Raw genomic sequence first — 20,105 nt, 5'->3', positions numbered from 1 at the left:
CTTATCCTTGGGGCGGGGAGCGCGGCAAGTCTAACCGAACGGCGCGGCGAACTTTGCGTTTCTCCATGGGCCGGCCCATAAAAAAGGCCTCCCGAAGGAGGCCTCAAGAGGGTGACTCGTTGTTATAGGAAAGGGTGGATCAGACGCTGTAGTACAGGTCGTATTCCAGCGGGTGCACGAAGGTGCGCACCTTGATCTCTTCTTCGCTCTTCAGCTCGATGTAGGCATCGATGAACTCGTCGGTGAACACGCCGCCCTTGGTCAGGAACGCGCGGCCCTTGTCGAGTTCTTCCAGCGCCTCTTTCAGGCTGCCGCAAACCTGCGGGATTTCCTTCGCCTCTTCCGGCGGCAGGTCGTACAGGTTCTTGTCGGCGGCATCGCCGGGGTGGATCTTGTTCTGGATGCCGTCCAGGCCGGCCATCAGCAGCGCGGCGAAGGCCAGGTAGGGGTTGGCTGCCGGGTCCGGGAAGCGCGCTTCGATACGGCGGGCCTTCGGGCTGGATACGTAGGGGATACGGATCGAGGCGGAACGGTTGCGCGCCGAGTAGGCCAGCATCACCGGAGCTTCGAAGCCCGGGACCAGGCGCTTGTAGGAGTTGGTCGAGGGGTTGGTGAAGCCGTTCAGGGCCTTGCCGTGCTTGATGATGCCGCCGATGAAGTACAGGGCGGTCTCGGACAGGCCGGCATAGCCTTCGCCGGCGAAGGTGTTCTTGCCGTCCTTGGAGATCGACATGTGCACGTGCATGCCCGAACCGTTGTCGCCGTACAGCGGCTTCGGCATGAAGGTCACGGTCTTGCCGTAGGCGTCGGCGACGTTGTGCACGCAGTACTTCAGGGTCTGCACTTCGTCGGCCTTGGCGACCAGGGTGTTGAACTTCACGCCGATCTCGTTCTGGCCGGCGGTTGCCACTTCGTGGTGGTGGACTTCGACCACCAGGCCCATTTCTTCCAGGGCGTTGCACATGGCGGTGCGGATTTCATGGTCGTGGTCGACCGGCGGTACCGGGAAGTAGCCGCCCTTCACGCCCGGGCGATGGCCCTTGTTGCCGGACTCGATGTCGGCGTCGGTGTTCCAGGAAGCCTGCTCGGAGAAGATCTTGAACATCGAGCCGGAGATGTCGGACTTGAACTTCACTTCGTCGAAGATGAAGAACTCCGGCTCCGGGCCGACGAACACGGTGTCGCCGATGCCGGTGGACTTCAGGTACTCCTCGGCGCGCTTGGCGATGTTGCGCGGGTCGCGCTCGTAGCCTTGCATGGTGCTCGGCTCGATGATGTCGCAGACCAGGATCAGGGTCGGCTCTTCGGTGAACGGATCGAGGACGGCGGTGCTGTCGTCCGGCATCAGGATCATGTCGGAGGCTTCGATGCCTTTCCAGCCGGCGATGGAGGAGCCGTCGAACATCTTGCCGGCTTCGAAGAACTCATCGTCCAGCGCGTCGCGAGCCGGCATGGTGACGTGTTGCTGCTTGCCCTTGGTATCGGTGAAGCGCAGGTCTACCCACTTCACGTCATGGTCTTTGATCAGTTGGTGCGACTTGTACGACATGCTGTCCTCCAGGAGGGATTAGAGCTGGGAGCTTTTTCTGTGCCCCAGTATCGGGTGATGCCGGCCGGAATACTCCGCCAGGGCAACCTGCCTCACAAGTGAGCAAGTTGCGTGCCAGTGCCCGGAATCGGGCAGGGCCCCATGTTTGGCGGGGCCAGGTCTTCTTCAGGGTAGCTGGGCGGCCTTCGGGTGCACCGTTATGGTGCTCCATGTTGGTGCATCATTCCATTTTGGTGCAGCAAAAATAACTGTGCATATTTCTGCTCAATACGTGAGCAATTTCAGATATAATTCCGCCCCTTTTTTTCCGTCGCCCCGCGCGTTCGCGTCCCTCGCATGAAACTCATCGTCAAGACCTTCCAGGAAATCACCATCAAGAGCCGGCCGGTGCGCAAGCGCTTCATCCGGCAGTTGGCGAAGAACATCCGCGCGGTGCTGCGCGACCTGGACCCGGAGCTGAAGGTCGAGGGCGAGTGGGACAACCTGGAGGTAGAGACCGCCGTGGTCGACGCCAAGGCCAGGCGCGAGATGATCGAGCGCCTGACCTGCACCCCGGGCATCGGTCATTTCCTCGAGGTCCACGAGTATCCGCTGGGCGATTTCGACGACATCCTCGCCAAGTGCAAGGCGCATTTCGGCGACCAGTTGGCCGGCAAGACCTTCGCCGTGCGCTGCAAGCGCGCCGGCAAGCACGCGTTCACCTCGATGGAGGTGGAGCGTTACGTCGGCAGCGGCCTGCGCCGCGAATGCGGGGCTGCCGGGATCGACCTGAAGCAGCCGGAAGTCGAGGTGCGGATGGAAATCCGCCTCGACCGCCTGTTCGTCATCCATCGCCAGCATCCGGGCCTGGGCGGCTATCCGCTGGGCGCGCTGGAACAGGTGCTGGTGCTGATGTCCGGCGGCTTCGACTCGACCGTGGCGGCCTACCAGATGATGCGCCGCGGGATGATCAGCCACTTCGTGTTCTTCAACCTCGGCGGGCGCGCCCACGAACTGGGGGTGATGGAAGTCGCCCACTACCTGTGGGAGAAGTACGGCCGCTCGCAGCGCGTGCTGTTCGTCAGCGTGCCGTTCGAGGAAGTGGTCGGCGAGATCCTCACCAAGGTCGACGACAGCTATATGGGCGTGACCCTCAAGCGCATGATGCTGCGCGCCGCCAGCCGCGTGGCCGAGCGCCTGGAGCTGGACGCGCTGGTGACCGGCGAGGCGATCTCCCAGGTGTCCAGCCAGACCCTGCCGAACCTCTCGGTGATCGACCGGGTTACCGACACCCTGGTGCTGCGCCCGCTGATCGTCAGCCACAAGCAGGACATCATCGACACCGCCCGGCAGATCGGCACCGCCGAGTTCGCCCGGCACATGCCGGAATACTGCGGGGTGATCTCGGTGAACCCGACCACCCAGGCCAAGCCCTACCGCGTCGAGCACGAAGAGTCGAAATTCGACATGGCGGTGCTCGAGCGCGCCCTGGAGCGCGCCACCCAGCGCACCGTCGACCGGGTGATCGACGAACTCGGCCAGGACCTGCAGGTGGAAGAGGTCGGCGAGGTGCTGCCCGGTCAGATTGTCATCGATATCCGCCATCCTGATGCCCAGGAAGACGAACCCCTGGCCCTGGAAGGCGTCGAAGTCCAGGCGCTGCCGTTCTACGCGATCAACAGCCGCTTCAAGGAACTGGACGCCAACCGCCAGTACCTCCTGTATTGCGACAAAGGGGTGATGAGCCGCCTGCATGCCCATCACCTGCTCAACGAGGGGCACACCAATGTGCGTGTTTATCGTCCGGCTTAAGCAGCCGGGCTTGTTCGGCGGCAGCATCCGCCACCGTCCTCCCGACACGTCCGCCGCCTAGGCCGATGCCCGCCCTTCGGCGTGCCGGCCGGACCGGGGCAGCGTCCGCCTGCTGCTCGCCCCTTAATTGAAGAAGCCTGTCGTGTCGGGCGCCGCCCTGTCCGACCCCACCACCGCCGCGAAGCCGCGCTTCGGGCGTTAAACGAGACAAGACTTGTGATCGAAAATCTGCGCAACATCGCCATCATCGCCCACGTCGACCATGGCAAGACCACCCTGGTGGACAAGCTGCTGAAGCTGTCCGGCACCCTCGACCGCAAAGAAGCGGAAAGCGAGCGGGTGATGGACTCCAACGACCAGGAAAAAGAGCGTGGCATCACCATCCTGGCGAAGAACACCGCGATCAAGTGGAACGGCTACAACATCAACATCGTCGACACCCCCGGTCACGCCGACTTCGGCGGCGAGGTGGAGCGCGTGATGTCGATGGTCGACTCCGTGCTGCTGGTGGTGGACGCCCAGGACGGCCCCATGCCGCAGACCCGCTTCGTGACCCAGAAAGCCTTCAAGGCCGGCCTGCGTCCGATCGTGGTGGTGAACAAGATCGACCGCCCGGGCGCGCGTCCGGACTGGGTCATCGACCAGATCTTCGACCTGTTCGACAACCTCGGCGCCACCGACGAGCAACTCGACTTCCCGATCGTCTACGCCAGCGCCCTGAACGGCATCGCCGGCCTCGACCACGAGAAGATGGACGACAACATGGACGCGCTGTTCCAGGCGATCATCGACCACGTCCCGGCTCCGGTGGTGGACACCGAGGGTCCGTTCCAGATGCAGATCTCGCAGCTGGACTACAACAGCTTCCTCGGCGTGATCGGTATCGGCCGCATCACCCGCGGCAAGGTCAAGTCCAACACCCCGGTGGTGGCCATCAGCGACGACGGCAGCAAGCGCAACGGCCGCATCCTGAAGATCATGGGCCACCACGGCCTGCAGCGCGTCGAGGTGGCCGAGGCGGAAGCCGGCGACATCGTCTGCGTCAGCGGCATGGAGGAGCTGTTCATCTCCGATACCCTGTGCGACCCGCAGAACGTCGAGGCGCTGCCGCCGCTGACCGTCGACCAGCCGACCGTGAGCATGACCTTCCAGGTCAACGATTCGCCGTTCGCCGGCCGCGAAGGCAAGTTCGTCACCAGCCGCAACATCAAGGAGCGCCTGGAGAAGGAACTGCTGCATAACGTGGCGCTGCGCGTCGAGCCGGGCGACAGCCCGGAGAAGTTCAAGGTTTCCGGCCGTGGCGAACTGCACCTGTCGGTACTGATCGAGACCATGCGCCGCGAAGGCTTCGAGCTGGCCGTGGGCCGCCCGGAAGTGGTGATCATCGAGAAGGACGGCGAGAAGCAGGAGCCCTACGAGAACGTCACCATCGACATCGAGGAGCAGCACCAGGGCTCGGTGATGGAGCAGATGGGCCTGCGCAAGGGCGACCTGAGCAACATGATTCCCGACGGCAAGGGCCGCGTGCGCCTGGAGTACACCATTCCGGCGCGCGGCCTGATCGGCTTCCGCAACAACTTCCTGACCCTGACCTCGGGCACCGGCATCCTGACCTCGACCTTCAGCCACTACGGTCCGATCAAGGCCGGCGAAGTCAGCAACCGCCAGAACGGCGTACTGGTCTCCATGGCCACCGGCACCGCCCTGACCTACTCGCTGGAGACCCTGCAGAGCCGCGGCAAGCTGTTCCTCGGCCCGGGCGACGAAATCTACGAAGGCCAGTTGGCCGGCATCAACAGCCGTGACAACGATCTGGTGATCAACCCGACCAAGGGCAAGAAGCTCGACAACATGCGCGCTTCCGGCAAGGACGAAGTCATCGCCCTGGTTCCGCCGATCCGCTTCACCCTCGAGCAGGCGCTGGAGTTCATCGCCGACGACGAGCTGGTGGAAGTGACGCCGAAGTCGATCCGCCTGCGCAAGAAGATGCTCAACGAGAACGACCGCAAGCGCTACGAGCGCAGCAAGGTCTAAACCGTTGCCGTACCGGCGCGCCGCAACGGCGTGCCTCGCGGCCGGCAGGCAGGGCAGGGGTGCCCGGCCTACCGGCCGTTTTGTTATGCGCCGGGCGCTTTCCGGCGTGGCTTGATGGCCCCCGCGGCAGCGGCCCGCAGCAAGCGGCGGAACGTCGGGCAGTCCATGTGCTCGCGCGCCGGACAGGCCGCGGCATGCCGCAGGCCGTCGCGCATGGCGGCGAGGCGGCGGATCGTCCGGTCCAGTTCGTCGGCCTTGGCCGCCAGCGCCGCGCGGTCGATCCGCAGCGCGCCGTCGGCTGCGCCCATGCCGGCAATCTCGTCCAGCGACAACCCGGCGGCGCGGCCCAGCCCGATCAGCGCCAGCCGCTCCAGCACGCCTGCATCGAACAGCCGGCGCAGGCCGTGCCGGCCGCTGGAGGCGATCAGTCCCTTTTCCTCGTAGTAGCGCAGGGTCGAGGCCGGTACCCCGGATCGTCGCGCGACCTCGCCTATGTCCAGTTGCCGCATGCCCTTGACCTCAAGTCGACTTGAAGTGGAAGACTAGCGTTTCGGCACCTGGGCCGTGACGAAATACAGACGAGGTGAACCTCATGTGGGACGAACGCTATGCCGCCGAAGAGTATGTCTACGGAACCGAACCCAACGCTTTCCTGAAGGAGCATGCGCAGCGGCTGGCCGGGCCGGTGCTGAGCGTCGCCGAGGGCGAGGGGCGCAACGCGGTGTTCCTCGCTTCGCTGGGGCTGGAGGTGCTTGGCGTGGACGGCTCCGCCGTCGGCCTGGCCAAGGCGCGCCGGCTGGCCGAGGCGAAAGGCGTGTCGATCGACGCCCTGGTGGTCGACCTGGCGGACTACGAACCGCCGGCAGCGGCGTTCGGCGCGGTGGTGTCGATCTTCGCGCACCTGCCCAGTCGCGTGCGCGGCAGACTCAACCGCCTGCTGGAGCGTTCGCTGCGACCGGGCGGTCTCTTCCTGCTGGAGGCCTATCGGCCGGAACAGCTCGGCCGCGGCACCGGCGGCCCGGCGGACGTCGACATGCTGGTGAGCCGCGCGGCGTTGGAGGCGGAGCTGCCGGAGTGCGAGGTGCTGCTGGCGCGGGAAATCGAGCGCGAGGTGGTCGAGGGCCGTTTCCACACCGGCGCGGCCTGCGTGGTCCAGTTCATCGCCAGGAAGAGGTAGCTCGCCACGGGGCGGGCGTCGGAATGCGTCGAATCTCTGGAATGCGGGCTGTATACTCCCGGGGCGGGTTCCGCTCTGGCAGGATGGCCAGGGCAGGTATCAGTGGATCGTGGTACCTCTTGATCAAGGATTCGACGCATGCAATGGATTTTCATGCTGGTGGGCCTGATCCTCGGCGGCTTCGCCGGGGAATCGCTGGTCGGCGCCCTCCTCGGCGGCCTTTCCGGCCTGGCCCTGGGACAGGCCGTCTCGCTGCAGAACCTGGCGCAACAGAACGAGCGCCTGCGCAAGCAGATGAGCGAATTCGCCGAACGCTTCGAGCGCGGCACCGAGGTCATCCACCAGCGCTTGCTGCGCGTGGAGCGCCAGGCGCAGGACCTTCCCGAAAGCGTTCCCGAGCCGGCCGCCGGCATCGACCAGCCGCTCGCAGACACGCCTCCCGCTCCTCCCGCCGAGGTTGCCCCGCCGCTGGACTGGGACATCGAGCTACCGGCCGTCGAGGCTGCGCCGCCTCCGCCTCGTCCCCCCGAACCCGTCCAGCCCATCGAGCGTCAGCCGGCGTTCCAGCCTGACGCCCTGCCAGCGCCGCGCCGTGCCGCCCCTCCAGCGCCTCCACGCGAACCCTCGCTGGTCGAGCGTGGCTTCGCCGCGGCCAAGGGCTGGCTGTTCGGCGGCAACACGGTATTGCGCATCGGCGTGGTGCTGCTGTTCATCGGCCTGGCCTTCCTCCTGCGCTATGCCTCGGAACGGGTGGCGGTGCCGGTGGAGTACCGCTACGCCGGGGTGGCGCTGGCAGCGATGGCGCTGCTCGGCGTCGGCTGGTGGTTGCGCGAGCGGCGCGCCGCCTACGGCCTGATCCTGCAAGGCACCGGTATCGCGGTGCTGTACCTGACCATCTTCGCCGCCATGCGCCTGCATCCGCTGATCTCTCCCGGCGCGGCGCTGGCCCTGCTGGTGGTGGTGACGATCTGCTCGGCGATCCTCGCCGTGCTGCAGAACGCCATGGGCCTGGCGGTGGTGGCGGCGCTCGGCGGCTTCGCCGCGCCGATCCTGACCTCCACCGGCAGCGGCAACCATGTAGCGCTGTTCAGCTACTTCGCCCTGCTCAACGCCGGCATCTTCGCCATCGCCTGGTTCCGCGCCTGGCGGCCGCTCAACCTGGTCGGCTTCGTCGGCACCTTCGGCATCGGCTTCGCCTGGGGACTGCGCTCCTATACACCGGAGCTGTTCGCCAGCACCGAGCCGTTCCTGGCCCTGTTCTTCCTGATGTACGTCGGGATCGGCCTGCTCTTCGCCCGCCGCAAGCTGCTGGAGGCCGCGCAGGCGCCTGCCGAGCGCGGCGAACTGCTGCGCTGGTCGGCGCGACAGGCCGACTACATCGACGCCACCGTGCTGTTCGGCCCGCCACTGGTGGGGTTCGGCCTGCAATGCGCGGTGATCGGCCACATCGACTTCGGCATGGCCTTCAGCGCCCTGGCCCTGGGGCTCTTCTACATGGTCCTGGCGCGGGTGCTGCGCGGCCATGCTTCGGCCGGACGCACCAGCCTGCTGGTGGAAATCTGCCTGGCGCTGGGGGTGGTCTTCGGCACCCTGGCCATTCCGCTCGGCCTGGACGCGCGCTGGACCTCGGCCGCCTGGGCCGTCGAGGGCGCCGGCATCTACTGGCTCGGCCTGCACCAGCAACGCCGCCTGGCGCGGCTCTTCGCCCTGCTGTTGCAGGGCGGTGCGGCGTTGGCCTACCTGAATGGCGTGCGCCCGGGTGAGACGACGTTGCTGGAGGGTTCGCCGCTGGGCGCGCTGATGCTCGGTGCGGCGGCGCTGTTCAGCTTCTGGCAGCTGCGTCGCACGCCGGCGAAAGCGCTGGCCGACTGGGAGCCCGCCTGCCGGCCGTTGCTGGCGGCCGCCGGCCTGGCCTTCCTCTACCTGGTCGCACCGCTCTGCCTGGCCGTCGACGGCACCGCCATCGCCTGGGCCGTGGCCGGCCTGGCGAGCTTGTTCGCCGGCTTGCGCCTGGGCTCGCGTACCTTCCTGTTCTGCGCCTTCGCCGTGCAACTGCTGGGCGGTGCGCTGTTCCTCCTGCATTTGCAGGGCGGCGATGGCCAGGGTGGGGTATTCGACTCGGGCTGGCGTGGCTTGATGACCGCCTCGCTGATTGGCCTGGCGCTGATCGGCGGCATGCTGCTGGCGGCGCGCGACCCGCTGGTGAAGGACGATAGTCGGCTGCTCATGGGCTTGAGCCTGGTGCTGCTGGCCGGTCTGGCGTTCGTCAACCTGGCAGTGCTGTTCGTCCTGCCTTGGCGCAACGCCAGCGCGGTATGGGCCGGTAGCGGGCTGCTGATCATCTGGCTGAGCCTGGTGCTGCGCCAGCGCCTGAGCTTCTACTTCGGCCTCGCCTTGCAGGTAGTGGGCGGCCTGGCGTTCCTCCTCGCCGGGCCGTCGCTGTTCGGCTCGCTGAGCGGCGAAGGCCTGCGGCCCCTGGCCCATTCCGGGTTCTGGACGCCGGCAGTGCTGGCCCTGGCGGCGCTGGTCGGCGCCTGGCGGCTGCGCCGCGCCGGCGAGCGCGAGCGGGCGCTGGGTATCGGTACCCTCGGCCTGGCCGAGCTGTCGCACTTGCTGCTGCTCTGGGGAGCCGGCTGGTGGGCGCTGACCGCGCTGTGCGAAACCGTCCGCTTCGTGCCTTATGGCCTGCGCGAGCATGCGTTGCTGCTGGTGGCCGCGGCGACAGTGGCGTCGTGGATGCTGCTGGCGCTGCGCGAGCGCTGGCGCGAACTGGCCCTGCTGTGCCTGGCGCTGGTCCCGGTGGCGCTGTTGGCCCTGGCCAGTGCCTGGCGTTTCGATTACCAGCCGTTCGGCGAATTCGGCTGGCTGGCCTGGCCGCTGCTGTTCGCCACGCACCTGCTGTCGCTGCGACGCCTTGCCCCGTTGCTGCCGGCGAAGGCCCTGAGCGTTGCCCATGTGCTCGGTTGCTGGCTGTTGCTAGGGGTGCTGGCGCTGGAGCTGCGCTACCTGTTCGCCCTGCTCGCCGAACAGTACAACGCCTGGCGTTGGCTGGGCTGGGCGTTGGTCCCGAGCGCCTACCTGCTGCTGGTGGCTGGCGGGCGGAGCCTGCCCTGGCCGCTGCGCGACTTCCCGCGAGAGTATCGGCTGCTCGCCGCTGCGCCGGTGGCGCTGTTGCTGCTCGGCTGGTTCTGGAGCGCCAACCTGCTCAGCGACGGCGCTGCCGAGCCGCTGCCTTACCTGCCGCTGGCCAACCCGCTGGAACTGGGGCTGCTGATCGTGCTGTTCGCCCTCTACCGCTGGAGCGACGCCAGCCTGGCCTCGCTCGTCGATGGCAATGCCAGCGCGCGCCTGGGGCGCCAGGCGTTGGCCGGCGCCTCGCTGTTCGCCCTGCTGACCCTGGCGGTGTGCCGCGCCGCGCACCACCTGGCCGGCGTACCGTTCCAGGCCGAGGCGCTGACCGCGTCGATGCTGGTGCAGGCGGGGCTGTCGCTGGTCTGGACGCTCTGTGCGCTGGGCCTGACCATCGCCGGTACCCGTCTCGGCCGGCGCGACCTGTGGATGGTCGGCGCGGCGCTGGTCGGCGTCGTGGTGGTCAAGCTGTTCTTCGTCGAGCTGGGCAACAGTGGCAGCCTGGAGCGAATCATCTCCTTCATCGGGGTCGGCGTCCTGTTGCTGGTCGTCGGCTACTTCTCACCCTTGCCTCCGCGTCGCGCCGAGGTCGCATCGGAGGCCGAGCAGCCATGACGCGCTCCTTTTCGTTCAGAACCGCCGGCCTGCTCCTGCTGGGCGCCTGCCTGTCCCTGCCGCTGTCGGCGAAGGAGTCTGCCGAAGGTTTCAGCCGCCAGGTGGCGCTGTCGCTGCAGGGCGAAGGTCCCTGGTATCGCCTGAGCATCCCGATGAGCGTGCAGTTGTCGGCTGCCCATGCCGACCTGCGCGACCTGCGGGTCTTCGATGCCGAAGGCGAGGCCTTGCCCTACGCCCTGGTGGCCGGCAGCGAGCGCCAGGCCAGCACGCCGCATGAGGCCGAGGTGCGGCTGTTCCCGTTGCGAGGCACGTCCGCCGCCGACGCGACGCAACCGAACCTGCGGGTGCAGCGCAACACCAGCGGCACCATAGTCGAGGTGCTGCCGGAAAACGCCGGGCCGGCTGCCGAGACTTTGCGCGGCTGGCTGATCGACGCGAGCGCGGTGACGTTTCCCCTGGAGCGCCTGCGGCTGGACTGGAGCAGCCCGGAGGAGGGCTTCCAGCGCTTCTCCGTGGAAGCCAGCGACGACCTCGAGCATTGGCAGGCCTGGGGTGACGGACAGATCGCCCGCTTGACCTTCAACGGCGAACGCATCGACGTCAGCGAGGTCAAGCTTCCCGGCCGCCAGGCCCGCTACCTGCGTCTGGCCTGGCCGGCCGGGGCAACTGCGGCAGACCTCCAAGGCGCCCGCCTGCAAGGCAGCACGCGGAGCACCGAGCCGGCGCCGATGATCTGGTCCGAGCCGCTGGCCGGGCGCCAGGCGGGGGACGGCGAGTACCGCTGGCAGTTGCCGCTGGCGTTGCCGTTGCAGCGGGTGCGGGTGTCCCTGGAGCAGGCGCTGACCCACACCATCGTCCCGGTGGAACTGTCCGGCCGTGATCGTACGGAGAACGCTTCGCCGCGCCGGGAGGCCGCCTGGAGCAGCCTGGCACGCGGGGTTCTCTACCGGCTGCCGATCGACGGCCGCAACGTACAGCAGAACGAGCTGGAACTGCCGGGCTGGGCGGTGCGCGAGCTGCGTCTGCAGGTGGACCAACGAGGTACCGGCCTGGGCCCGGAGGTCCCGTCCCTGAGTGTCGGCCTGCCGGCCAGCGAACTGGTGTTCCTGGTGCGCGGCAGCCCGCCGTACCGGCTGGCGTTCGGCAAGCCCGGCGCGCAGTCGGCGGCGCTGCCGCTCGGCGTACTGATTCCCGGCTATACCGAGAGCAAGCGCGCCACCCTGGGTAGCGCCAGCCTGGGCGAACCGCTGGAGGTGGCCATGGCGGTCGCGGCGCCGGCACCGGGTAGCGACTGGAAGAAGATCGGCCTGTGGGCGGTACTTCTGCTGGGGGTCGCTCTGCTGGTAATAATGGCAATGAGCCTGCTGCGTTCCTCGCCGAACAAGCCATGAGCCGGTTCCGCGCTATGCTGTTCGGCTGAGGAGGCTTTACGACGGGTCCCGGGGCGCATGCCGACGACGCGGCGGCCCGACAATAAAAACAAATCACGGAGTAAGAGAATGATCAGAATGGCGCTCAAGCCACTGGTAGCGGCCTGCCTGCTGGCTTCGCTGTCCACCGCCCCGCAGGCTGCTCCTTCGCCCTATTCGACGCTGGTGGTGTTCGGCGACAGCCTCAGCGATGCCGGGCAGTTCCCCGATCCTGCCGGCCCCGCCGGAAGCACCTCGCGTTTCACCAACCGGGTCGGCCCGACCTACCAGAACGGCAGCGGCGAGATCTTCGGACCGACCGCGCCCATGCTGCTCGGCAATCAGCTCGGCATCGCCCCGGGCGACCTGGCTGCCTCGACCTCGCCGGTCAACGCCCAGCAGGGCATCGCCGACGGCAACAACTGGGCGGTGGGCGGCTACCGGACCGACCAGATCTACGACTCGATCACCGCGGCCAACGGCTCGCTGATCGAGCGCGACAATACCCTCCTGCGCAGCCGCGATGGCTACCTGGTGGACCGTGCCCGCCAGGGCCTGGGTGCCGATCCGAACGCGTTGTACTACATCACCGGCGGCGGCAACGACTTCCTCCAGGGGCGCATCCTCAACGACGTCCAGGCACAACAGGCCGCCGGTCGCCTGGTGGATAGCGTGCAGGCCCTGCAGCAGGCCGGCGCGCGCTACATCGTGGTCTGGCTGTTGCCCGACCTGGGCCTGACCCCGGCTACCTTCGGAGGTCCCTTGCAGCCTTTCGCCAGCCAACTCAGCGGCACGTTCAACGCCGAGCTGACCGCCCAGTTGAGCCAGGCCGGCGCCAACGTCATTCCGTTGAACATCCCGCTGCTGCTCAAGGAAGGCATGGCCAACCCGGCTTCCTTCGGCCTGGCCGCCGACCAGAACCTGATCGGCACCTGTTTCAGCGGCAACGGCTGCACCATGAACCCGACCTACGGGATCAACGGCAGCACGCCCGACCCGAGCAAACTGCTGTTCAATGACAGCGTGCACCCGACCATCACCGGCCAGCGCCTGATCGCCGACTACACCTATTCGCTGCTGTCGGCGCCCTGGGAGTTGACCCTGCTGCCGGAAATGGCCCACGGCACCCTGCGTGCCTACCAGGACGAACTGCGCAGCCAGTGGCAGGCGGACTGGGAGAACTGGCAGAACGTCGGCCAGTGGCGCGGCTTCGTCGGCGGCGGTGGCCAGCGCCTGGACTTCGACTCCCAGGACAGCGCCGCCAGCGGCGACGGCAATGGCTACAACCTGACCCTTGGCGGCAGCTACCGCATCGACGAGGCCTGGCGCGCCGGGGTCGCCGCCGGTTTCTACCGGCAGAAGCTGGAAGCCGGCGCCAAGGATTCCAACTACCGAATGAACAGCTACATGGCCAGCGCCTTCGTGCAGTACCAGGAAACCCGCTGGTGGGCCGACGCGGCGTTGACCGGCGGCTACCTCGACTACGACGACCTGAAGCGCAAGTTCGCCCTGGGCGGCGGCGAGCGCAGCGAGAAAGGCGACACCAACGGCCACCTGTGGGCGTTCAGCGCGCGCCTGGGCTACGACATCGCCCAGCAGGCCGACAGTCCCTGGCACCTGTCGCCGTTCGTCAGCGCCGACTATGCACGGGTCGAGGTCGACGGCTATTCCGAGAAGGGCGCCAGCGCCACCGCGCTCGACTACGACGACCAGAAGCGCAGCTCGAAGCGCCTGGGCGCCGGCCTGCAAGGCAAGTACGCGTTCGGCAGCGATACTCAGCTGTTCGCCGAGTACGCCCACGAACGCGAGTACGAGGACGACACCCAGGACCTCACCATGTCCCTCAACAGCCTGCCGGGCAATCGCTTTACCCTCGAAGGCTACACCCCGCAGGACCACCTCAACCGCGTCTCCCTCGGCTTCAGCCAGAAGCTGGCACCGGAGCTGTCGCTGCGCGGCGGCTACAACTGGCGCAAGGGCGAGGACGATACCCAGCAGAGCGTCAGCCTGGCGCTGAGCCTGGACTTCTGAGGTAGCGGCGACCGGCGCCCAGGCGGCGCCGGTCGCGTTTCTCGCCGACGGAACGAACGGCGCGCGCCGGCATCAAGAGAGTAGTACCCCGCTGTTACTCGCCGCCCGGTCGACCGCCATACACTGCCGATCCGTTTCGTTCGAGGGAATCGCCCGATGAGTTTCAACACCGAAGTACAGCCCGGCATCTGCATGGAGCCGGACGCCATCACCCAGGAATACGTGTTCAACCACACCATGTTGCGGGTCAAGGATCCGAAGCGCTCGCTCGACTTCTACTCGCGGGTGCTCGGCATGCGCCTGCTGCGTCGCCTGGATTTCGAGGAAGGCCGCTTCTCCCTGTATTTCCTCGCCATGACCCGTGGCGAAGAAGTGCCTGATGCGGTCGACGAGCGCCAGCGATATACCTTCGGGCGCCAGTCGGTCCTCGAGCTGACCCACAACTGGGGCAGCGAGAGCGACGACAGCCAGTACCACAACGGCAACCAGGACCCGCGCGGGTTCGGCCATATCTGTTTCTCGGTGCCCGACCTGGTGGCGGCTTGCGAGCGTTTCGAAACGCTCGGGGTGAACTTCGTCAAGCCGCTGGACCGAGGCATGAAGAACGTGGCCTTCATCAGCGATCCCGACGGCTACTGGGTGGAAATCGTCCAGGCCAGCCTGAACGGCGAGATGGGGCGCGGCTGACGACCGTCGATCGGTTGCGCGCCGCGGAAATGAACCGCGCCGCCGCCGCCGATCTCCAACCGGCGGTTGCGCGGAGTCAAGCGTGACCGCCAATTCCGCGTTAAACTGCGCGGGTTTTTTCCTCTCTCCGGAGCCATCCATGTCCCGCGTTACCCTGAGCCGCTATCTGATCGAGCAGACCCGCAGCCACAACACCCCGGCCGACCTGCGCTTCCTCATCGAGGTCGTGGCGCGTGCCTGCAAGGAAATCAGCCATGCGGTGTCCAAGGGCGCGCTGGGCGGCGTGCTCGGCAGCATGGGCACCGAGAACGTGCAGGGCGAGGTGCAGAAGAAGCTGGACGTGATGTCCAACGAGATCCTGCTGGAAGCCAACGAATGGGCCGGCAACCTGGCCGGCATGGCCTCCGAGGAGATGGACCACCCCTACCAGATTCCGGGGCGCTATCCGAAAGGCGCCTACCTGTTGGTCTTCGACCCGCTGGACGGCTCCAGCAACATCGACGTCAACGTCTCGGTCGGCACCATCTTCTCGGTGCTGCGCTGCCCCAACGAGTACCTGAACCAGAACGATACCCTGCGCGAGGAAGCCTTCCTCCAGCCGGGCACCACCCAGGTCGCCGCCGGCTACGCCATCTACGGCCCGCAGACCATGCTGATGCTGACCCTCGGCAATGGCGTCAAGGGCTTCACCCTGGATCGCGAGCTGGGCAGCTTCGTCCTCACCCACGACAACATCAGCGTGCCGGAAAGCACCGCCGAGTTCGCCATCAACATGTCCAACCAGCGCCACTGGGAAGCGCCGGTGAAACGCTACGTGGAAGAACTGCTGGCCGGCAAGGAAGGCCCGCTGGGCAAGAACTACAACATGCGCTGGATCGCCTCGATGGTCGCCGACGTCCACCGCATCCTGACCCGTGGCGGCGTCTTCATGTACCCGCGCGACGCCCGCGAGCCGGAGAAGCCCGGCAAGCTGCGCCTGATGTACGAAGCCAACCCGATGTCGTTCATCATCGAGCAGGCCGGCGGCGCCGCCACCAACGGCACCCAGCGCATCCTCGACATCAAGCCGGAGAACCTGCACCAGCGTGTCGCGGTGTTCCTCGGCTCGAAGCAGGAAGTCGAGCGCATCACCGGCTACCACGCGGAGTAGGCCGATGAGCGCGCCCTGGGAGACCTTGCTCGACTGGTGGTTCGGCACCTCCAGCGACGCCGCCGAGGTGGTTGCCCAGCGCAACGGCCTGTGGTTCGGCAAGAACGTCTGCCAGGACGCCGATGCCGGCGGCCGTTTCGGCGACCTGGTGAACCAGGCGCTGGACGGCGGCTTGCAGGAGTGGACGGCCGAGGCCGATGGCTGGCTGGCGCTGATCCTGTTGCTCGACCAGTTGCCGCGGATGATCTACCGCGACACGCCGCGCGCCTACGCCGGCGACGCCCGGGCGCAACGGGTGGTGCGCGAGGGCCTGGAAAAAGGCTTCGACCGCCAGTTGCCGCCGGTGCGCCGGGTGTTCGCCTACCTGGTCCTGGAGCACGCCGAGGACCTGCCCAGCCAGGAGCGGGCGGTAGCCTGCTTCCGCGACCTGCGCGATCAGGTCGGTGGCAGCGTGCGCAAGCCCTTCGACGATTTCTACGACTATGCCGAGCGGCATCATGCGGTAGTCGCCCGCTTCGGTCGCTTTCCCCATCGCAACGCCATTCTCGGCCGCCCCTCCAGCGAGGAGGAGACGGCGTTCCTCAGGGAACCCGGTTCGCGTTTCTGACTCCAAGGCTCCGGATTTCCCCCGCGTGTGCCAAGCTGTAGGGCAGCGCTTCCCCCGAACAAGGAGTTCCTCATGGCGTCGTTCCGTACCCTGGCCGTGGTCGCTTTCTGCGTCGTCCTGGCCGCCTGCAGCAAGATCAACCAGGAAAACTATTCCAAGCTCAAGGCCGGCATGAGCAAGGCCGAGGTCGAGGCGATCCTCGGCAAGCCCACCGAGTGCTCCGGCGCGCTGGGCATGTCCAGTTGCACCTGGGGCGACGAGAAGGCTTTCATCAGCGTGCAGTACGCGGCCGACAAGGCGCTGCTCTTCTCCGGCCAGGGGCTCAAGTGATCGGTCTGCCGATCCGGGTGCTCTGCACCCTGTGGCTGGGCTTGCTGCTGGTCGGTTGCGCGGGCTCGCCGAAGAATCCGCCGGCCACCGAGCAGGTCGACCTCCAGCGCTACCAGGGCACCTGGTACGAACTGGCGCGCTTGCCGATGTTCTTCCAGCGCAACTGCGCGCAATCGGAGGCGCATTACCGCTTGCAGGAAGACCAGAGCATCCAGGTGATCAATCGCTGCCTGACCCTGGATGGCGACTGGGAGCAGGTGGAGGGGCGGGCGGTCGCCCAGCAGCCGGGTCGCACCGACAAGTTGTGGGTGCGCTTCGACAACTGGTTCGCCAATCTCTTCCCCAACGTGGCGCGCGGCGACTATTGGGTGCTGGCGGTGGACGACGACTACCGTACCGCGCTGGTGGGCAATCCGAACCGTGAATACCTGTGGCTGCTGTCGCGTACCCCGCAGGTTTCGCAGCAGACCCGCGAGCGTCTGCTGGAAGAAGCGCGCAGCCGCGGTTACGCGGTGGACGAGCTGATCTGGCGGGTACCCAACGGCCAGTTGAAGCGGAGCCAGTGAAGGAACGCCCCGCCGGGGCGTTTTTTCTTTCCAGCGCCGTTCACGCCTGGCGGCTGGCGTGGGAAGTATCGGCGTTTAGCGCCCGACGGCTCGAACGAGTGGGGCGGATAAGCGCAACGCGGTTGTCCGCCGCTGTGCAGGGTCAGTCGAGCAGTTCCCCCAGCACCTGGACGAATGCCCGTGCGCTGCGCTCTTCCCCTGCATGCCGGCCGTCGCGCACCACCCATCTGCCGGCCACCATCACGTCGCGCACCTGGCGGTCGCCGCCGGCGAACAGCCAGCGGTTGAGCAGGGCGTCGCCCTCGGCGCTGGCCAGGTAGGGGTCGTTGCCGTCGAGCACCAGCAGGTCGGCGCGACGGCCCACGGCGAGACTACCGATCGGCTGCCCAAGGGCCTGGGCGCCGCCAGCCAGAGCAGCGTCGTAGAGCGTGCGGCCGATCATCGGCTGGTCGTCGCGGTACAGCCGGTTGCGTTTCCGGTCACGCAGGCGCTGGCCGTATTCCAGCCAGCGGAGTTCCTCGACCACGCTGAGCGAGACGTGGCTGTCCGAGCCGATGCCCAGGCGCCCGCCCTGGGCGAGGAAGTCCGTCGCCGGGAAGATGCCGTCGCCGAGGTTGGCCTCGGTGCTCAGGCACAGGCCGGCCACCGCGCCGCTACGCGCCATCGCCGCCACCTCGGCGGGGTCGGCGTGGGTCGCATGGACCAGGCACCAGCGCTGGTCGACCGCGACGTTCTCGTACAGCCATTGCAACGGCCGGCGTCCGCTCCAGGCCTGGCAGTCGTCGACTTCCTTCTGCTGTTCGGCGATATGGATGTGGACCGGCAGGTCGTCGTGGCCGGCGGCGAGGACCGTGGCGATCTGCTGCGGAGTCACCGCGCGCAGGGAGTGGAAGCACAGGCCCAGGGAGTGGCCTGCCGCCTCCAGCGGCGCGCGCAGGCGCTGGAGCAGTTCCAGGTAGGCCTCGCTGCCATTGATGAAGCGCCGCTGGCCCTCGCTGGCCGGCTGGCCGCCGAAGCCTGCGTGACTGTAAAGCACGGGCAGCAGGGTCAGGCCGATACCTGTGGCGCTGGCGGCGCGGGAGATGCGCAGGGAAAGTTCGGCGGGGTCGGCGTAGGAGCGGCCGTCGAGGTCGTGATGGACGTAGTGGAATTCCGCCACCGCGGTGTAGCCGGCCTTGAGCATCTCGATGTAGAGCTGGCAGGCGATGACCTCGATCTGTTCCGGCGACAGTCGAGCGACCATCCGGTACATCAGCTCGCGCCAGGTCCAGAAACTGTCGTTGGGATTGCCGGCGACTTCGGCGAGCCCGGCCATGGCGCGCTGGAACGCGTGCGAATGGAGGTTGGGCATCCCCGGCAGCACGGCGCCGCCGAGGCGTTCGGCGCCGTCGGCGTTGGCGTCGGGACGAATCCCGGCGAGGACTCCGTCCGCGGAAATCTCGAAACGGACATTTCGCGCCCAGCCTTCCGGCAGCAACGCACGTTCAGCGAAAATTGCGGACATAATCAGCTCACACGCAGTCTATTTTATTTGTATATACATATACAGACGATTAAGCGGTGCGTAAACTCACTTCATCGACGCCTCGACAAGGAGTCTCTCCGTGACGTCCTCTTCCTCTGATCGTTCCCCGCTGGCCTCGCAACTCGGCGAGGTACCGGCGCCGCTCTACGCGCGGGTCAAGCAGATGATCGTCAGCCAGATCCAGTCGGGCGCCTGGCCGCCGCACCACCGGGTGCCGTCCGAGAGCGAACTGGTCAGCCAGCTCGGCTTCAGTCGCATGACCATCAATCGCGCCCTGCGCGAACTGACCAGCGACGGCCTGCTGGTGCGCATGCAGGGGGTAGGAACCTTCGTCGCCGAGCCCAAGGGCCAGTCGGCGCTGTTCGAGGTGCACAACATCGCCGACGAGATCGCGGCCCGCGGGCATCGCCATCGTTGCCAGGTGATCACCCTCGGCGAGGAGGTCGCCGGCCCCGAGCGCGCCCTGGCACTGGACGTGCGCGAAGGCCAGCGGGTGTTCCACTCGCTGATCGTGCACTACGAGAACGATATCCCGGTGCAGATCGAGGACCGCTACGTGAACGCCGCGGTGGCGCCGGACTACCTCAAGCAGGATTTCACCCGGCAAACGCCCTATGCCTACCTGACCCAGGTGGCGCCGCTCACCGAGGGCGAGCATGTGGTCGAGGCGATCCTCGCCGAGCCGGCCGAGTGCAAGCTGTTGCAGATCGAACGCGGCGAGCCGTGCCTGCTGATCCGCCGCCGCACATGGTCCGGGCGTGTCGCGGTGACCGCCGCGCGGCTGCTGCACCCGGGTTCCCGCCACCGTCTGGAAGGACGTTTCAGCTCATGAGCGAACTCCGCATCCTGCGTGCCGTCGACTACCCGAGAATGCCGTGGAAGAACGGCGCCGGCTCCACCGAGGAGATCGCCCGCGACGGCGGCGACGGCCTGGACGGCTTCGGCTGGCGCCTGTCGATCGCCGATGTCGGCGAGTCCGGCGGCTTCTCCCGCTTCGCCGGTTACCAGCGGATCATCAGCGTGCTGGAGGGCGGCGGCATGCGCCTGCGGGTGGATGGCGCGGAATCCGCGCCGCTACGCGCCCGGCAGGCCTTCGCCTTTTCCGGCGACAGCGAGGTGCACTGCACCCTGCTCGATGGAGCTATCCGCGACTTCAACCTGATCTATGCGCCCCGGCGCCATCGCGCGCGCCTGCAATGGCTGCGGGTCGAGGGCGAGCTGGACTGGCACGGCACGGCGAGCACGCTGCTGCTGTTCGCCCAGCAGGACGGGGTAGCGATTTCCTTGCAAGGGCAACCTCGCGGGCAACTGGCTGCCCACGACTGCCTGTGCGCCGAGGGGCTGCAGGGCTTGCAGCATTGGCGCCTGACGGCCCACGAGCCGGCGTGGGTCTGTGCGGTGGAACTCGATTCGCTGTGATTCGCCGGCGCCGCCAGGAAAAAGCGTCTACACCGAAAGGGTAGGCGCTTTTGTCTATCCAAAGAATCAAACGTTATTAATCCAAT

Annotated in this window: 16 protein-coding genes; 13 read left to right on the top strand and 3 right to left on the bottom strand. The window is 67.1% G+C overall.

The window, feature by feature from the left end; genetic code table 11:
* Positions 1-139: 139 nt before the first annotated feature.
* Positions 140-1,549, bottom strand: a complete 1,410-nt coding sequence (glnA, locus tag AC1RB9_RS26760; protein WP_003096016.1) for a glutamate--ammonia ligase — start codon at positions 1,547-1,549, stop codon at positions 140-142.
* Between the two features lie 336 nt (positions 1,550-1,885).
* Between glnA and thiI the strand changes: the two genes are divergently transcribed.
* Both thiI and typA read left to right on the top strand, forming a co-directional pair.
* The gene (gene thiI / locus AC1RB9_RS26755) at positions 1,886-3,340 is read left to right on the top strand and encodes a tRNA uracil 4-sulfurtransferase ThiI (RefSeq protein WP_003096011.1); all 1,455 of its coding nucleotides are present in this window, start codon (positions 1,886-1,888) and stop codon (positions 3,338-3,340) included.
* A 216-nt stretch (positions 3,341-3,556) separates the two neighbouring features.
* Positions 3,557-5,374: a translational GTPase TypA gene (typA, locus tag AC1RB9_RS26750; protein WP_003096009.1), complete on the top strand. Its 1,818-nt coding sequence runs from the start codon at positions 3,557-3,559 to the stop codon at positions 5,372-5,374.
* Between the two features lie 83 nt (positions 5,375-5,457).
* On the opposite strand, the gene AC1RB9_RS26745 is transcribed toward typA, so the two are convergent.
* A complete protein-coding gene (locus AC1RB9_RS26745; RefSeq protein ID WP_003114472.1) occupies positions 5,458-5,883 on the bottom strand; it encodes a helix-turn-helix domain-containing protein in 426 nt (141 codons plus the stop codon).
* Between the two features lie 83 nt (positions 5,884-5,966).
* Here AC1RB9_RS26745 and AC1RB9_RS26740 point away from each other — a divergent pair, with 83 nt between their 5' ends.
* The 9 genes from AC1RB9_RS26740 (at position 5,967) to AC1RB9_RS26700 (ending at position 17,075) form a co-directional block, all read left to right on the top strand.
* Positions 5,967-6,551: an SAM-dependent methyltransferase gene (locus AC1RB9_RS26740; RefSeq protein ID WP_003457652.1), complete on the top strand. Its 585-nt coding sequence runs from the start codon at positions 5,967-5,969 to the stop codon at positions 6,549-6,551.
* Between the two features lie 138 nt (positions 6,552-6,689).
* On the top strand, positions 6,690-10,295 hold the full coding sequence (locus AC1RB9_RS26735) for a DUF2339 domain-containing protein (RefSeq protein WP_003457649.1): 3,606 nt from the start codon (positions 6,690-6,692) through the stop codon (positions 10,293-10,295).
* Positions 10,292-11,686: a DUF3999 domain-containing protein gene (locus AC1RB9_RS26730; RefSeq protein ID WP_003146454.1), complete on the top strand. Its 1,395-nt coding sequence runs from the start codon at positions 10,292-10,294 to the stop codon at positions 11,684-11,686. The genes AC1RB9_RS26735 and AC1RB9_RS26730 overlap by 4 nt, the downstream gene beginning before the upstream one ends.
* Positions 11,687-11,794: 108 nt before the next feature.
* Positions 11,795-13,735 (top strand): esterase EstA, encoded by a 1,941-nt coding sequence (estA, locus tag AC1RB9_RS26725; protein ID WP_023131386.1) that lies wholly within the window; start codon positions 11,795-11,797, stop codon positions 13,733-13,735.
* Positions 13,736-13,891: 156 nt separating this feature from the next.
* On the top strand, positions 13,892-14,422 hold the full coding sequence (gene gloA, locus AC1RB9_RS26720) for a lactoylglutathione lyase (protein ID WP_003101793.1): 531 nt from the start codon (positions 13,892-13,894) through the stop codon (positions 14,420-14,422).
* Between the two features lie 139 nt (positions 14,423-14,561).
* On the top strand, positions 14,562-15,572 hold the full coding sequence (locus AC1RB9_RS26715; protein ID WP_003095990.1) for a class 1 fructose-bisphosphatase: 1,011 nt from the start codon (positions 14,562-14,564) through the stop codon (positions 15,570-15,572).
* 4 nt (positions 15,573-15,576) lie between these two features.
* Complete coding sequence (locus tag AC1RB9_RS26710) at positions 15,577-16,179, top strand: DUF924 family protein (protein ID WP_003101790.1); 603 nt, start codon at positions 15,577-15,579, stop codon at positions 16,177-16,179.
* A 72-nt stretch (positions 16,180-16,251) separates the two neighbouring features.
* Positions 16,252-16,509 (top strand): outer membrane protein assembly factor BamE domain-containing protein, encoded by a 258-nt coding sequence (gene bamE, locus AC1RB9_RS26705; protein WP_003095983.1) that lies wholly within the window; start codon positions 16,252-16,254, stop codon positions 16,507-16,509.
* On the top strand, positions 16,506-17,075 hold the full coding sequence (locus AC1RB9_RS26700; RefSeq protein ID WP_003457643.1) for a lipocalin family protein: 570 nt from the start codon (positions 16,506-16,508) through the stop codon (positions 17,073-17,075). The genes bamE and AC1RB9_RS26700 overlap by 4 nt, the downstream gene beginning before the upstream one ends.
* Positions 17,076-17,217: 142 nt before the next feature.
* Here the strand turns inward: AC1RB9_RS26700 and AC1RB9_RS26695 are convergent, their stop codons facing one another.
* Complete coding sequence (locus tag AC1RB9_RS26695; protein ID WP_003118005.1) at positions 17,218-18,579, bottom strand: formimidoylglutamate deiminase; 1,362 nt, start codon at positions 18,577-18,579, stop codon at positions 17,218-17,220.
* Between the two features lie 100 nt (positions 18,580-18,679).
* On the opposite strand from AC1RB9_RS26695, the gene hutC reads away from it, so the two are divergent.
* On the top strand, positions 18,680-19,432 hold the full coding sequence (hutC, locus tag AC1RB9_RS26690; protein ID WP_003095970.1) for a histidine utilization repressor: 753 nt from the start codon (positions 18,680-18,682) through the stop codon (positions 19,430-19,432).
* On the top strand, positions 19,429-20,019 hold the full coding sequence (locus tag AC1RB9_RS26685) for a HutD/Ves family protein (protein ID WP_003118004.1): 591 nt from the start codon (positions 19,429-19,431) through the stop codon (positions 20,017-20,019). The genes hutC and AC1RB9_RS26685 overlap by 4 nt, the downstream gene beginning before the upstream one ends.
* The last annotated feature ends 86 nt before the right edge of the window (positions 20,020-20,105 follow it).

It is taken from the genome of Pseudomonas sp. 20-5 (genome assembly GCF_056782835.1).
Note: the sequence above shows the minus strand (reverse complement) of the source record. Positions and strands in the feature narration are given on the sequence as shown.

Coding starts and splice junctions, on each gene's coding strand:
- AC1RB9_RS26685 (WP_003118004.1), top strand. CDS start 19,429: ATGAGCGAACTCCGCATCCTGCGTGCCGTCGACTACCCGAGAATGCCG.
- AC1RB9_RS26710 (WP_003101790.1), top strand. CDS start 15,577: ATGAGCGCGCCCTGGGAGACCTTGCTCGACTGGTGGTTCGGCACCTCC.
- glnA (WP_003096016.1), bottom strand. CDS start 1,549: ATGTCGTACAAGTCGCACCAACTGATCAAAGACCATGACGTGAAGTGG.
- AC1RB9_RS26740 (WP_003457652.1), top strand. CDS start 5,967: ATGTGGGACGAACGCTATGCCGCCGAAGAGTATGTCTACGGAACCGAA.
- gloA (WP_003101793.1), top strand. CDS start 13,892: ATGAGTTTCAACACCGAAGTACAGCCCGGCATCTGCATGGAGCCGGAC.
- thiI (WP_003096011.1), top strand. CDS start 1,886: ATGAAACTCATCGTCAAGACCTTCCAGGAAATCACCATCAAGAGCCGG.
- bamE (WP_003095983.1), top strand. CDS start 16,252: ATGGCGTCGTTCCGTACCCTGGCCGTGGTCGCTTTCTGCGTCGTCCTG.
- AC1RB9_RS26730 (WP_003146454.1), top strand. CDS start 10,292: ATGACGCGCTCCTTTTCGTTCAGAACCGCCGGCCTGCTCCTGCTGGGC.
- estA (WP_023131386.1), top strand. CDS start 11,795: ATGATCAGAATGGCGCTCAAGCCACTGGTAGCGGCCTGCCTGCTGGCT.
- AC1RB9_RS26715 (WP_003095990.1), top strand. CDS start 14,562: ATGTCCCGCGTTACCCTGAGCCGCTATCTGATCGAGCAGACCCGCAGC.
- AC1RB9_RS26745 (WP_003114472.1), bottom strand. CDS start 5,883: ATGCGGCAACTGGACATAGGCGAGGTCGCGCGACGATCCGGGGTACCG.
- AC1RB9_RS26695 (WP_003118005.1), bottom strand. CDS start 18,579: ATGTCCGCAATTTTCGCTGAACGTGCGTTGCTGCCGGAAGGCTGGGCG.
- AC1RB9_RS26735 (WP_003457649.1), top strand. CDS start 6,690: ATGCAATGGATTTTCATGCTGGTGGGCCTGATCCTCGGCGGCTTCGCC.